Source organism: Rhodococcus sp. MurmanLake-1, assembly GCF_056945715.1.
Genome location: NZ_JBWZNF010000010.1, coordinates 143,289 through 157,662, shown reverse-complemented (window position 1 = coordinate 157,662; position 14,374 = coordinate 143,289). Strand labels below are relative to the sequence as shown.

Sequence of the window (14,374 nt, the reverse complement as noted above, 5' to 3'; positions counted from 1 at the left end):
CCATCAGCTCGAAGGCTGATGCAACACCTCGTGAGCGCGTCGGGTCACCATCTCGGAGATCCGGCGCAAGACGGGTGACGACAGTTTCCACTGCTGCCAGTACAGCGGAACGTCGTCCACGAAGTCCGGATCGAATCCGATCAACAACCCGCCGCGATCGTCCTCGCCGCACTGCAGGTCCGGTATCAACCCCCACCCGTATCCCCGCCTGACGGCGTCCGCGAAGTCTGCCGATGACGGAACAAGATGGCGAGGCGGATCTGCCGGGCGTCCGACCTTTTGATCGAGGTACCGATCCTGCAGCAGATCCTTGCGATTGAACACCACCAGCGGTGCCTTCGAAAGGGATTCGGCCGTGACACCATCTGCGAACCAGCGACGGCAGAACTCTGCGCTCGCCATCGGCCGATACCGCATGATGCCCAACCGACTGGAGGTACACCCTTGAATCGGTGACGCAACAGACGTGACGGCAGCCATGACCGAACCGTCGCGCAGAAGTTCGGTGGTGTGGTCTTGATCGTCGAGATGAAAATCGAAACTGACTTCTTGCGTGAACTCCGCGAGGGCCCCGAGAACCCAAGTGGACAGCGAATCGGCATTGACCGCGATCGCGACGCGGGCGAAGGTGTTCGAACCGTTTTCCAAACCGAGTTCTCGCACGGTGTCACGCGACAGTGCGTCTATCTGACGGGCAAGACGCAGGACTTCTCTCCCGGAATCGGTGACCTGGATGGGTTTGGTGCGCTGCACCAGGATCCGGCCAACCGAGGTCTCGAGAGCTTTGATTCGTTGGCTGACCGCCGAAGGCGTGATGTGTAACTTCCGCGCCGCCGCCTCGAAGGTTCCCTCGTCGACCGCAGCGTGCAATGCCCTCAGTTGCTCGAAATCCAACATAATCTGAAGCTACTCTGATGCGTCCTAAGAATCATTAGCTGGACTGAATGAAATCTGAGCGGCAGGCTCGACAACATGCTCAGCACCAACGACCCTGCGTCGGCCCTCGTCGGTTTCGGAGTCGGACTGTCATTGATCGTCGCAATCGGCGCCCAGAATGCGTTTGTTCTTCGCCAAGGTCTGACGCGATCGCACGTACTCGCGATCGTCTCAGTGTGCGCGTTGTCAGACGCAATTCTGATCCTTGCAGGCATCAGCGGAATCGGGACCCTCCTCGAACACGCACCGTCGCTGATCACGTTCGTTCGTATCGCCGGTGCGGTCTTCCTCCTCAGCTATGCAATCTTCGCCGCCAAGCGGGCGCTTCGACCCCAGACGCTGGCACCGGATCAGCACGGCAACGGTTCGAGGCTGGCCGCCGTCACGATGGCATTGGCTCTCACCTGGCTCAATCCACACGTTTACCTCGACACCGTGGTGCTCATGGGTTCAATTGCCAACGGTCGCGGCGAAATCGGACGTTGGTGGTTTGCGGCCGGTGCCATCACCGCGAGTGTGGTCTGGTTCAGCGCCCTCGGTTACGGCGCACGTCTGCTGACGCCGCTTTTTGCGAAACCCAACGCCTGGCGGATTCTCGACGCTCTGATCGCCGTGATGATGGCGGTTCTCGGAATCAGCCTGCTTGTCGAATTGTGACTCGGCTGCACAACCTCGATCCGACACTGCGGGTATCGGAATGGGTTACCGTCCAAGGTGAGGAAGCTCAATTCACCTGTCGCGAGTTGTGACCATCAGGTAGGGCTGATCACGATGACCGAGGACGACGGCGGCACCGAACCGCGTGACTCCAACCGCGGACTGAGTTTGCTGTGCCTTCTCGCTGCGGTCGCCGGCGTCGGGGTCGGATTTGTCGGCGGCGCGTTCCGTTGGTGTCTGATCAGGGCCGACGAACTCCGTCGGACGATCGTGAACTGGGCGCATCACGTTCCGTACGTCGGGTGGCTCGTGCCGGTCGTCCTGGTGGCCTTGTGCACCGTACTGGCCGTACTGATCGTCAGACGAGTACCCCTCGCAAAGGGAAGCGGCATCCAGCACGTCGAGGCGGTGTCCCGCGGCGAAGCGAAGCCGCCGGGAATCAATCTCGTGCCTGCCAGATTCATCGGCGGCCTCTTGGCGATCGGCTCCGGGCTGGTTCTCGGCCGCGAGGGCCCCACCGTACACATGGGTGCGGCGATCGGGGCAGAAGCGGGACGGCGGGCCCGCCTTGCCGAACCGGACGTCGCCATGCTGCAAACATCCACGGCCGGAGCAGGACTCGCCGTCGCGTTCAACGCGCCGATCGCCGGGGCACTGTTCGTCTGCGAGGAGGTGACGCACTCATTTCGGCTGCGCACCGTGCTGCCAACACTTTTCGGTGTTTCGGTCGCGGTGGGCTGTGCACGACTTGTCATCGGTGACCAACCCGATTTCGAGGTCGGCACCGTCCCGACGCCTCAACTCGCACTCTTGCCACTGTTTGTCGTCTTCGGAATCCTCACGGGGTTACTCGGTATCGCCTACAACCGCTTGATTCTGGGTCTACTCGACGCCGTTGCACGACTCGACAAGATTCCGCCGACTGTCATCGGCGCAACGATCGGCGCGGTCATCGGCCTGACGCTGTTCCTCGACCCTCTCGCTAGCGGGGGCGGCGACGTTCTTGCACAGATGATCGTCGGCGGAAGGACCTTCGTACTGCCGATCCTGCTGCTGTACTTGGCGGTTCGGTTCTTCACTGGCCCGCTCTCGTATGCCGCTGGAACTTCCGGCGGACTGTTCGCTCCCTTACTTGCACTCGGTGCACTCTGGGGGTCGATCTTCACCGGACTGTCGAGCTTCGTGCCCGGAGTGGACGCCGGGCTCACGGTCACCATGGCCACCATCGGCATGGCTGCCTTCTTCGGCGCTGTAGTGCGCGCACCGTTCACCGGCATCGTGATCGTGGTCGAGATGACAGCGGTGACGTCGACGCTCGTCCCGATGCTCGCTGCCACTGCGGCAGCGGTATTCGTCGCCACCGCGGCAGGGTCGGCACCTATCTACGACAGTCTCCGAGAACGGATGTTGGAAACTCGACACCCACCTCTGCGATGATCACGATCGACATCGTGCCCGACCAATGCGTAGGCAGAGGAGCATTCATGACCCCACAAAGTCTTCACCGAGATAGGTGCGTCGGGTAGCGTCCGGGACCTACCGTCGACCGTTGAATCACTGCGAAACGAACCCATCGACGGCGACGGCATCGAAGTTCACAACTTGACCGGTCGAATCATCGACGACGGATACGTCCTGACACAGTGGGATTCACTCCGTGGCGTGCGTCGAGCGCGACGCACATCCCTGTGGCGCCGCGCCCCGGCCGGATGGCAACTGGTACACCATCAAGGCACCCCGCTCCACTGATTACGCACCGCAAAATCTGCGACAACTCTCTAGATCAAGGGGGTTCCGACGTAGTTCTCGGCGATCAGCGTTCGTCCGGCGACCGAACGCGTGACCATGTCCAACTCGGCCAGTTGACGGCGATGCCCGAAACCGCTGTCGTCTGGCAAGCGATGGAGCATCGACGACATCCACCACGAGAAGTGCTGCGTCCGCCACACACGCGGCAGCACCGTTTCGGTGTACCCGTCCAACATCTTTCGGTCGGACGAGGTGAAGAAACTGTCCATTGCCTTCGCCAGAGCGTAAACGTCGGCGATCGCGAGATTCATTCCCTTCGCACCGGTCGGCGGCACGGTGTGCGCCGCATCGCCGGCAAGAAACAGGTTGCCGTGCTGCATCGGTTCACAAACGAAGCTGCGGAACTGAAGGATCGATTTCTGAAAGATCCTGCCGTCCTTGATCTCTGCGCCCTCGCCGTCGACGCGCATGTGCAGCTCGTCCCAGATTCGATCGTCGGACCAGTTGTCCACGGAGTCGTCCGGATCGACCTGGAGGTAATGCCGCTGCACCTCGGGCGTCCGCGTGCTGATCAGCGCAAACCCACGCTCATGGTTGGCGTAGATCAATTCTTCCGATGACGGCGGAGCCTCGGCCAGGATGCCGAACCACGCGAAGGGATACTGGCGGAAATGATCCGTTCGGATCGACGGTTCGGGAATCAGCTTTCGCGTTTGCGTACGTGATCCGTCGCAACCGGCCACCAGGGCGCACTCGAGCTTCTGGTCGTTTCCGTCCGAATCGACAAAAGTGATGCTCGGGCGATCCGATTCGTGATCGTGCACTTTCGCGTCGGACACTCCGAACCGAATGTCCCCGCCGTCAGCGAGACGTCGCGCGATCAGATCCTTGAGCACCTCGTGCTGCGGATACACCGTGACGGCGCGCCCGTCGGTCAATTCGTCGAACGCGATTCGGTGCCCTCGCCCGCCGAATCGCAGCTCGATTCCGTGATGTTCGAGGCCCTCCCGCTTCAGTCGATCACCGAGTCCGGTCTCGACCATGAGATCAACCGTGTTCTGTTCGAGCACGCCGGCACGAATGGTGCCTTCTACCTCTTCACGGGTGCGACATTCCAGGACTACCGAATCGATTCCCTTCAGATGCAACAGATGCGAGAGCATCAACCCGGCGGGACCACCACCGACGATTCCGACCTGGGTGCGCGAAGAAGACATACAGAGAACTCCTGAGGTGAGTGACGATTGAGACCACCATCGACCACGACCACTCCCCTGAACAGCTGCAATTTCACTCAGTGAAAGACCGAATACGAGCTATCCAAGTCCGCCGCCACCGAGCCCGCGTGAAATTCCACGGGCGGCCGCGACCAAGGCCGGCAGTAACGGAGCCGGATCCTGCTCCACCGGAACAACTGTCGAGACCGCTGCGACGACATTGCCGCCGGCATCGCGGACCGGAGCGGCGACGGCAAGGGTTCCGACGTTCAGATACTCACGGCAGACGACAAATCCGGTGCGTCTGATCTCGTCGAGAGTTGCTCGCAAAATCCGCTCGGACGTAATGGTTTTGGGAGTGAACGACTCGAGACCGGCCTGGAGGACGTCGTCGAGAAGCTCGGTTCCGCCGTGCGCGAGGAGAATCAATCCACCGCTGGACGCGTGCAACGGCAATCTTCCCCCGGCCCGACCGACAACGGTGACAGCACTACGCGAGGACAAGCGCTCGAGGTACAGCGCCTCGGTACCCTCACGAACGACCAACTGCACATTCTCCCGGGTGACCTCGTACAGGTCCTCGAGGAACGGCAACGCCACCTGCCGCAGGCCGTGAGCGCCGGGAGCAAGAGCGCCGATCTCCCACAACCGCACTCCGACCTGGTACTTGCCGTCACTCCGACGCTCGAGTGCGCCCTCAGCCACCAACTGCCCACACAGCCGATGAACGGTGGGCAGAGGTAAACCGCTGCGACGACTGATTTCCGACTGCGTCAACCGCGGCGATTTCGCGTCGAAGGCACCGAGCACGATAAATGCCCGGCCGATCAACGAACGGTCGCCTGATGCCATTCACACAGTGTGACAGGGCAGTGCCACTAAGAATCCACTGTGACTGGCATCAGGCGAAACGTGTTCAGGCGGTGCGGAGCTACGCGGAGTGCGCCAATTCCGGTTCGCGTTCGGTCACCGGCGGCGCGGCCTCGATCTTCATCGGTTCCTGCGCGTAGTGGAAGTGCGGACGACGGTGACCGATGAACGAACCGAACCACGACATCACAGCGACGTACCGGTTGCGGAAGCCCACCAGATACATCACGTGCACGGCCAGCCACATGAACCAGGCGATCGTGCCCTTGAACTCGACCTTGCGGACGCGACATACAGCGCTGAATCTGCTGATGATCGACATGCTGCCCTTGTCGAAGTACTTGAAAGGCGTTCCGGCCTTGACCTTTCCGTTCACAGTCTTCGCGGCGTGACGGCCACCCTGCATCGCAACGGGCGACTGACCGGGCAGACCGTTGAGCGAAGTCATGTCGCCGATGGCAAAGACGTTGGCAAACCCGCCGACGGTCAAGTCCGGATTGATGAGCAGACGACCTGCGCGGTCACTCTCACAACCGGTTGCCTCTCCGAGCACTGCGGCGAAGTCGTTGGCGCGTACACCGGCCGACCAGATGACGGTCTCGGCGTCGATGCGCTTCTCTTCCTTGGTCTTTGCCGAAGAGACGGTGACACCATGCTCGTCGATGGCGGTGACCATGGTGTTGAGGACTACCTCGACACCCGACTTCTCGAGCGAGGCCTGCGTGTACTCACTGAGCTTGCCGCCGAAGGCCGGAAGCGCAACGCCGGCGCCCTCGACCATGGTGACCGTGACCTCGTCGGCACTGATGTTGTTGATGGCCTTCGCAAAGTAGCGACGCGCCAGTTCCTTGATCTGTCCGGCGAGCTCGACGCCGGTCGCGCCGGCACCCACGACAACGAAGCTCAGCAGGTTACGGCGAACCAGCGCGTCGTTGGTGGTGTGCGCTTCCTCGAAGCAACGCAGGATCTGCTTACGCAGTACCTCGGCGTCCTCGACGGTCTTGAGCTTGTAGGTGACCTTTTCGAACTCGTCATGACCGAAGTACGCCTGCGTGGCACCGGTGGCTGCGATGAGCGAGCGGTACCCGAGCGTGTGGCGGGTGCCCGAGGCTTCGTAGACGACGGTGTTCTCTTCGGCGTTGACCTCGACGACGCGGCCGAGGCGGACGTCGGCGTTGGGGTACTTCTGCAGGATCGTGCGGATGGGCGGAGCAACTTCGCCGGCCGACAGGACACCCGTCGCCACCTGGTAGAGCAACGGCTGGAAGAGGTGCTCGGTGGTGGCGGAGATGAGAACGAACGGCGTCTTGGACTTCGCGAGGGTCTTGGCCGCGGCGAGGGCTCCGAATCCCGAACCGACGATCACAACCTGAGTCTTCTCGTGTCCAGTCGCGTCGATGTCGGCGCGACCCGCAGCTGTTCTATCCACAACGAACTCCTCAACCAAATTGAAAGTATGACTATTACGGTATGGACTGATCATGGGTCGGGTCCAGCTAGCTGGAGTATTCGCAAGACTGTTATCTCGATTGCTCATAAGTAAGCTGTCCTCATGGACTTCCGCCAACTCAAGTACTTTCTCGTCGTGAGCGAGGAACTGAGCTTCAGTCGCGCTGCCGAACGCTGCTTCATCTCGCAGTCGGCGATCAGCCATCAGGTCGCACGACTGGAGAAGGAGCTCGGGGCGACACTCTTCGAGCGCTCGACCCGGGCGGTTCGCCTGGCCCCGGCAGGATCGCGACTGGTGCCCATCGCGCAGCAAGTCCTCAGTCTCGAAACGATGGCGTACTCCGTCGCACGAGACCCGAGAGCCCGGATCCGAATCACCGGAAACATGAGCTTTGCCGCTCAGACGCTGGACGCCATCGCACACGTGCGCGAACTTCATCCGGACCTGGACGTCGAGTTCGTCATCAAGAGCTTTGCCCACCGCATGGATGCTGTGGCCTCCGGTGACGCGGACATCGCCCTGATTCGCGGCGGCGTCGACCGCCCCGGACTCGAACCCTTGGACCTCGGCGTCGAAGATCTGCTGGTCGTCATGTCGAGCCGACACCCCCTAGCCGGCCAGCAAAGCGTCGACCTCAATGATCTGGCCGCATATCCCCTGCTCCTGCCGCCGCGCCAAAGTCAGGTGCTCATTCACAAGGTGGTCGAGGACGCATTCCGCGAGATCGATCGACGCGTCCAACTGGGCCCCGCAATTCCGAGCGATCACACAGCCACGCTGGACGTGATCACCAACCCGCGCGCCTGGACCCTGCTCTATTCGATCACCGCAGGCGAATCTCCACGCGCTGGAATCAGCTTCATGCGAGAATCGCACGGCCGCTTACGCATTCCCGTCTCGGGAGTGACCCGCAGCGGCGCTACCCACTCCGCCGAGTTCGCCGATCTGATCCAAGCACTCAAGGACGCCATGAATCCGTCTTTCACTGAGTGAAAGTGTGATGGCGATCGACCCCCTCACGGAGCAACGTGGTGGGCAACCATGTGATGCGGCGCGCGGTTGCATCCCTTTACCGAGGAGCAGCCATGACGCGTTTGCTGAGCGACCATGTGTGGGAATCGAAGATCTTCGACGGCGAATGGGTTCGCGGTAGCGCCGACGATCGTATTGTCGTCGAGCCGGCCACCGGCAAGCAGTTGACGACGGTCGGCATGGCAACACCCGACGACGTGGCGGCCGCTGCAACAAAAGCTACTGCAGCTCAGAAGAATTGGGCGGCAAGGCCATACACTGAACGAGCCGCCGTTCTACGCCGCGCCGGTCAACTGTTCGAGCAGTACGCCGACGAAATCGGCGAATGGGTAATCCGCGAGGCCGGCAGCATCCCGGCCAAGGCCGGGCTGGAAACCCATACCGCTGCCGAAGAGTGCTACAACGCAGCAGCTTTGGCCGCACACCCTGTCGGAGAGGTTCTGCGCTCGGAGCAACCTCGGCTGAGCTTCTCTCGTCGCGTACCCGTCGGAACCGTCGGCGTCATCGCGCCGTTCAACTTCCCCATCATTTTGTCGATCCGTGCAGTCGCTCCCGCACTGGCGCTGGGCAATTCGGTGATCCTCAAGCCTGACCCGCGCACGGCGATCTGCGGCGGTGTGGTTCTCGCTCGCATCTTCGAAGAAGCAGGCTTGCCCGCCGGAGTGTTCAGCATGCTGCCGGGCGGCGCTGACGCCGGTGAGGCAATCGTGGTTCATCCGAGCGTTCGCGTCATCGCATTCACCGGGTCGACCCGAGCTGGACGCGCGGTCGGCGAACTGGCGGGCCGCTATCTCAAGCGCGCTCATCTTGAACTCGGCGGCAACAATGCGCTGATCGTCATGGATGACGTCGACCTCGAAAAGGCCGCATCTGTCGGCGCTTTCGGATCGTTCATGCACCAGGGACAGATCTGCATGACCACCGGCCGCCAACTGGTCCACGAAAGTATCGCCGCCGACTACACCGCACTCCTTGCCGAACACGCCGACAAGCTTCCGGTAGGCGACCCGTTCACCGGTCAGGTCGCACTCGGACCCATCATCGACGCCAAACAACGCGACCACATCCACTCTCTGGTCAACGGAAGCATCGCGGCCGGAGCAAAACTGGCTGCCGGCGGCACCTACGAGGATCTCTTCTACCGGCCCACCGTGCTGGCCGACACCCCACTGACCGCGCCGGCCTTCGCCGACGAGGTCTTCGGGCCGGTCGCACCGGTGACCTCCTTCGCCACCGTCGAACAAGCCGTCGCCATAGCCAACGATTCCGAGTACGGATTGTCGCTGGGCATTCTGACCTCCGACGCCATGCGCGGACTCGAACTCGCCCAACAGATTCCCACCGGCCTGGTCCACATCAACGATCAGACGGTCGGCGACGAAGCCGTCATCCCGTTCGGCGGCATGGCGTCTTCGGGTAACGGCGGCCGTGTCGGCGGTATCGGTGCAAACCTCGATGCCTTCACGGAAACACAATGGGTGACGGCGCAAAGTGCACTCCCGGTATACCCCTTCTAGAACGAATTCACAGGGCACGTCCCACTCGGTCGCTGACCAGCATTGACGGGATCGATCTCGCGGACTTACCATCCAGAGAAAATTACTTCGCCACATTAAGCATTTTCTCTTGTTGTTCCCGAGAAGGACCCGTTGACGAACACAGTTACGACGAGCAGTGCCGCGAGCCCCAGCGCTACGCCAACTGCCACCGATTCCCCGGACCAGTCCGTAGCAAGATCGCCGCGCCGGGAGGCCGTGATCATCGGCGCTTTGAGCCTGGCAGCGATGATCGTCTCGATGATGCAGACGCTGCCGGTTCCGATCCTGGGACGGATTCAGTCCGACCTCGGAGCCTCGTCCGCCGGCGTCAGTTGGGTGACGACGGCGACCCTGCTTTCCGCTGCCGTCTTCACTCCCCTGCTGGGACGCTACGGCGATCAGCACGGCAAGAAGCGCACCTTGGTCGGCGTCCTCGTCGTCATGGTGATCGGTTCGATTGTCGCGGCATTGGCGCACAATCTGCCACTGCTGATCCTCGGCCGTGTACTCCAGGGAACAGCCACCGCGATCTTCCCTCTCGCACTCTCGGTCTTGCGCGAAGAGATACGACCACAGAAGCTTCCCGGCGCCATGGCCCTGGTCAGCGGAACTCTCGCGTTCGGCAGCGGTCTCGCCCTCGTGGCCACCGGTCTGCTCACATCGGCTCCGGATGCCGACTACCGCAACGCCTTCTGGATGGCCACCGGATTCGCAGTACTGGCCTTGATTGCCGTCGCCACGCTGGTCCCGCCCACCACGCACAAAAGCGGTGGGCGCGTGGACCTCATCGGTGCGCTGAGTCTGGGCGCGGCACTACTTCTGCTTCTTCTGGCGATTTCTCAAGGCCACCAATGGGGGTGGTTGTCGCCCTTGACCGTCGGTGTTTTTGTGGCCTCGATCGTGATGTTCGCAGTCTGGGTGTGGATCGAGAAGATCGTCGACGAGCCGCTTGTCGACATGCGGATGTTCGTCCACCGCCCGGTGATGATGGCAAATCTTGCCGGCGTCGTGGTGGGCTTCGGCATGTTCGCGAACTTCCTCGGGATCTCGTATCTCGCACAACTTCCCCGCGATCTCACCGGATACGGCTTCGACGCGAGCATTCTGCGTGCGTCGGTCGAATTCCTGCTGCCTGGCGCGATAGTTTCGCTGATCGCCGCCCCGATCGGCGGTCGTCTCATCAGACTCCGTGGGCCGCGATTCGTTCTGGGACTCACTGCGATCCTGGGCGCGGTGCCGTTTGCGTGGCTCGCGTTCGACCACACGCACACCGCGTCGGTCATCGGTGCGGGCATGGTGATCGGCGCCGCCCTCAGCCTCGGCTATGCAGCCATGCCCGCCATCATCATGTCCAATGTGCCGCATCATCAGAGCGGCATCGCCAACGGCATCAACTCGATCTCACGTTCCACCGGCAGCGCCATCGGCAGCGCAGTAGTGACAACGATTCTGGCGTCGATGACAATCGCGAACCTCCCCGAAGGTGTTCCGGCGATGCCAAGCGAATCTGCCTTCACCGTCACGTTCGCGACCGCGGGCGTTGCCTTCGTTCTGGTGGGACTTGTGGGGTGGCTGGGGCTGCGACCGGCACACTCCCCGTCCGCTTCCGAACAACCTCCCGCTGCGTGAGATCGGTAGTACCGCAGAGACTTAGACGGAACGTAGCCTGCGCACATGGCAGGTGAGACTCTCTACGTGATCGACCGGATCGTCACGAATCCCGGATGCGGGCAGAAGTTCGTCGACGAATGGCGTGCCGGCTACCTGCCGAACGCCCGGCGACGCAGCCTGACCCTCGACAACATACTTGTCAGTCCGCCGTTGTGGTCCGAGTACGAACCCAACGTCGTGACTATCACGTGGACCGTCGACGGAACCTCCGGTTGGTGGGCCATGACTCGTCTGAGTCGCGGCGACACCACGCTTCGGCAGTGGTGGGATGCCATGGAACCACTCATCTGCGAACGTAGCCGCACCATGGCTGCTGCTGCCGACGACGTCGAGGCACTGGCCGATGTATAACGTCACGAGGGTTGTTTTTGCTGCCGACAGCCCGGACTCGGACGGCTGGGCGAATGCGGTGAACACCATTGCAGCAGTGGCAGAATCGTCGGGCGCAGTTCGCCATCTCGTCACCGCTACTCTGCCCGGCGCCATCAACGGCGGAGATCTGATCGTTTATCTTCAGTTCGCGAATGAAGCCGCGTGGCGGGCCGTTAGCGATTCCGTCGACGCCGAACTTCACCACGATGCCATCGAACGCTTTCACGGCGCCGAGTACGTTTCCGGAACCGAGGGTCGCTCGCGCGCCACGGGCCCGAACGGGGTGTATCGAGCGTTGCTGATTCGCGTTGAACCCACTACCTCCGAGGACGAAATCGAACGCTTCGAAAGCGACTTGCTGAAGATGCCCGGGCATATCTCCTCGATCGCTGCCTGGCGACTCAGTCGGGTGAGTGCGGCGACCGGCGCAACACCCGCATGTGACGAAGCACCGTGGACCCATGTGTGGGAGCAGGAGTTCACCGACCTCGAATCACTGCAGACCCAATACCTCGATCATCCGATCCACTGGGGCGTCGTTGATCGATGGTTCGATCCCGAATGCACCGAAGTCATTGTGCGGGAAAGAATCTGCCATACCTTCGGCGAACTGGGCGACGAGATCCTATCGAGCGGCGGCTGATACCTCGCGGATCATCGCCCAAACTTTCTGGCGTGCCGGCTCTGTGAGCGACAATGACGGAATAGTGAGGAACCCGTGAAACAACCCGTCGAAGCGATGATGCTGCACGGGGACGCCGGCCGAGGCAAGCAGTTTCGCGTACTCGTCACCGGACGAGCACGGCGGATCCAGCTCGGCTGTCACGACAACAGCAGCTGGAAGATCTGCGAACGACTCTGTCCGAGTGGGTATCACCCGCACGTCATCTCGGCGTTCGGGAGCATATTGGTCCCAGTACCACTTCATGGCCGTGGTCGTGTTGTAGTGGTCGGTACCGTAGAGACGGTAGGACTCGGTGTCGAAATCGTCGTCGATCACCGGATAGATGAGAACCTGCGCCGCAACCGCCGGCCCCCCACGATCGCGAGCGGCGATGGCTACTGTCGCAGCAAGATTGCCGCCCGCGCTGTCGCCGGCAAGGACTATCTTGCTCGGGTCTGCGCCGTACTGTGCCGCGTGTTTCGTCGCCCACTCCAATGCGGCGTAGACGTCGTCGTGTGCTGCCGGCGCGGGGTACTCAGGGGCCAGACGATAATCGACGGAGACGACGACGGCGCCAACCCCTTCCGCCATGGACCGGCAGAATTCGTCATGGCTGTCCAGGTCACAGAACACGAAGCCTCCGCCATGAGCGAAGACGACCAGCGGTCCGGCGTCGGAGGAAGTGTGCGGGCGGTAGACGCGGATCGCCAGATCTCCACCGGGGCCCTCGATTGCGAGATCTTCGACCGTACGCAAATCGGGAAGCCGCTCCAACGGGGCGCGTCGATTCCGAAGCAGAGCGCGCAACTCCGACGGCTCGAAGCTGGTGACATCCGGAAATGCGGCGTTGAGCGTGGCCAGCATGGTGATGACTTCCGCGTGAATTGTCATGTGCACTCCTGATCTCGGACGTCGGGCATCCGCCAAGGTAGATCGCGCGCGGCCGAGTGAGAACACACCTTCCCGATCAGTGGTCTGTTTGGTTACGAGAAGTCGTGAGAAACGAAAAGGGAGACCACACCTCGTTGTGTGGTCTCCCTTTTCGATTCGGTTCAGCCGATCAGGCGTCAGCTCCTACTGCGAGCATCCACCTTGTCGTCATCGTCGTCGTGCTCGCCGGCAGCAAGCGCGATGTCGGAAGACTCGACGCCCCCATTCGGGCCTGTCTTCTCGAGGTCGACCGGTGCATCACCGGACGCAACCTCTTCGGCCTCAGGCTCTTGCGGTAGCGGTTTCTTGAGGCTCAGGATGATCGAGCCTGCCAAGACCACGATGATCACCGCGAGGCTGACCAGCGAGGGGATCTCGGGGATCGACGTGCTGATCACCTTGTGGCTGGCCTGCATGATCAGCTTCACGCCGATGAAGGCGAGGATGATCGACAGACCCTTGGAGAGGTAGTGGAACTTCTCGAGCAGACCCGAGAGCAGGAAGTACAGGGCACGCAGACCCAGGATCGCAAACGCGTTACTGGAGTACACGATGAACGGGTCGTCGCTCACTGCCAGGACTGCCGGGACGCTGTCGACTGCGAACACGAGGTCGGCGGCTTCGATGGCGACGACGACGGCGAACAGCGGTGTTGCGACGCGCTTTCCGGCTTCCTTGACGAAGAACTTGGTTCCCGCGTATTCCTCGCGAACCGGCATGATCTTGCGCAGCAGGCGAACTGCCAGCGACGTACCCGGATCGAAGCTCTCGTCGTCGTCCTTGAGCAGCTTGTAAGCGCTGTAGAGCAGGATGGCGGCGAAGACGAACAGGACGGCCGTGAACTTGCTGACCACGGCAACGCCGGCAGCGAGGAAGATTCCGCGGAAGATCAGGGCGCCGATGACACCGAAGAACAGCACACGGTGCTGGTACTCACGGGGCACCTTGAAGTAACCGAAGATCAGGGCGAACACGAAGAGGTTGTCGACCGAGAGGCTCTTCTCCAACAGCCAGGCTGTTGTGAATTCGACGCCCGAGTTCACCCCCAAGGTCAGGGTGACAACCACCGCGAACACGAGAGACAAACCGACCCAGAGTGCACTCCACCAGGCCGCTTCCTTGAAGCCGATGACATGCGCGCCGCGGTGGGCGAGCAAGTCGATGAGCAACATGACGACGATGACTGCGGCGAACGCGGCCCACGCCCACATGGGAACGTTCATCGCTGACCACCTACCCGAATGGCACTGATGACTGCGGTCACGGGGAGCTCCTTCACTGGGTTCGG

General features: G+C 61.9%; 14 protein-coding genes. 8 read left to right on the top strand and 6 right to left on the bottom strand.

The window, feature by feature from the left end; genetic code table 11:
- Positions 1-3: 3 nt before the first annotated feature.
- Entirely contained in the window at positions 4-897 is an 894-nt protein-coding gene (locus tag AC2ETI_RS24930; protein ID WP_483634547.1) for a LysR family transcriptional regulator ArgP, read from the bottom strand.
- Positions 898-972: 75 nt separating this feature from the next.
- Between AC2ETI_RS24930 and AC2ETI_RS24925 the strand changes: the two genes are divergently transcribed.
- From AC2ETI_RS24925 to AC2ETI_RS24915, 3 genes are all read left to right on the top strand, one after another.
- The gene (locus AC2ETI_RS24925; protein WP_483634546.1) at positions 973-1,593 is read left to right on the top strand and encodes a LysE/ArgO family amino acid transporter; all 621 of its coding nucleotides are present in this window, start codon (positions 973-975) and stop codon (positions 1,591-1,593) included.
- A 114-nt stretch (positions 1,594-1,707) separates the two neighbouring features.
- A complete protein-coding gene (locus AC2ETI_RS24920; RefSeq protein ID WP_483634545.1) occupies positions 1,708-3,030 on the top strand; it encodes a ClC family H(+)/Cl(-) exchange transporter in 1,323 nt (440 codons plus the stop codon).
- A 72-nt stretch (positions 3,031-3,102) separates the two neighbouring features.
- Positions 3,103-3,342: a DUF4440 domain-containing protein gene (locus tag AC2ETI_RS24915; protein WP_097386701.1), complete on the top strand. Its 240-nt coding sequence runs from the start codon at positions 3,103-3,105 to the stop codon at positions 3,340-3,342.
- 29 nt (positions 3,343-3,371) lie between these two features.
- Here AC2ETI_RS24915 and AC2ETI_RS24910 read toward each other — a convergent pair whose 3' ends face one another.
- From AC2ETI_RS24910 to AC2ETI_RS24900, 3 genes are all read right to left on the bottom strand, one after another.
- Positions 3,372-4,559, bottom strand: a complete 1,188-nt coding sequence (locus AC2ETI_RS24910) for a 4-hydroxybenzoate 3-monooxygenase (RefSeq protein WP_020971147.1) — start codon at positions 4,557-4,559, stop codon at positions 3,372-3,374.
- Positions 4,560-4,658: 99 nt separating this feature from the next.
- Positions 4,659-5,411, bottom strand: a complete 753-nt coding sequence (locus AC2ETI_RS24905) for an IclR family transcriptional regulator (protein WP_020909508.1) — start codon at positions 5,409-5,411, stop codon at positions 4,659-4,661.
- A gap of 79 nt (positions 5,412-5,490) precedes the next feature.
- Positions 5,491-6,858 carry an NAD(P)/FAD-dependent oxidoreductase gene (locus AC2ETI_RS24900; protein ID WP_019745793.1) on the bottom strand — a complete coding sequence of 456 codons (1,368 nt, stop codon included), beginning with the start codon at positions 6,856-6,858 and terminating at the stop codon, positions 5,491-5,493.
- A gap of 123 nt (positions 6,859-6,981) precedes the next feature.
- Between AC2ETI_RS24900 and AC2ETI_RS24895 the strand changes: the two genes are divergently transcribed.
- The 5 genes from AC2ETI_RS24895 to AC2ETI_RS24875 all read left to right on the top strand — a co-directional run bounded on the left by AC2ETI_RS24895 (position 6,982) and on the right by AC2ETI_RS24875 (position 12,135).
- A complete protein-coding gene (locus tag AC2ETI_RS24895; protein ID WP_019745794.1) occupies positions 6,982-7,872 on the top strand; it encodes a LysR family transcriptional regulator in 891 nt (296 codons plus the stop codon).
- A 92-nt stretch (positions 7,873-7,964) separates the two neighbouring features.
- On the top strand, positions 7,965-9,428 hold the full coding sequence (locus tag AC2ETI_RS24890) for a benzaldehyde dehydrogenase (RefSeq protein ID WP_195790903.1): 1,464 nt from the start codon (positions 7,965-7,967) through the stop codon (positions 9,426-9,428).
- A 132-nt stretch (positions 9,429-9,560) separates the two neighbouring features.
- A complete protein-coding gene (locus tag AC2ETI_RS24885; RefSeq protein ID WP_020909510.1) occupies positions 9,561-11,078 on the top strand; it encodes an MFS transporter in 1,518 nt (505 codons plus the stop codon).
- A 45-nt stretch (positions 11,079-11,123) separates the two neighbouring features.
- Positions 11,124-11,471, top strand: a complete 348-nt coding sequence (locus AC2ETI_RS24880; protein WP_020909511.1) for a hypothetical protein — start codon at positions 11,124-11,126, stop codon at positions 11,469-11,471.
- A complete protein-coding gene (locus tag AC2ETI_RS24875) occupies positions 11,464-12,135 on the top strand; it encodes a Dabb family protein (protein WP_084325884.1) in 672 nt (223 codons plus the stop codon). The genes AC2ETI_RS24880 and AC2ETI_RS24875 overlap by 8 nt, the downstream gene beginning before the upstream one ends.
- On the opposite strand, the gene AC2ETI_RS24870 is transcribed toward AC2ETI_RS24875, so the two are convergent.
- Entirely contained in the window at positions 12,118-13,047 is a 930-nt protein-coding gene (locus tag AC2ETI_RS24870) for an alpha/beta hydrolase (RefSeq protein ID WP_020971152.1), read from the bottom strand. The genes AC2ETI_RS24875 and AC2ETI_RS24870 overlap by 18 nt on opposite strands.
- Before the next feature lie 176 nt (positions 13,048-13,223).
- On the bottom strand, positions 13,224-14,309 hold the full coding sequence (locus AC2ETI_RS24865; RefSeq protein WP_019745800.1) for a TerC family protein: 1,086 nt from the start codon (positions 14,307-14,309) through the stop codon (positions 13,224-13,226).
- Positions 14,310-14,374: the final 65 nt, after the last annotated feature.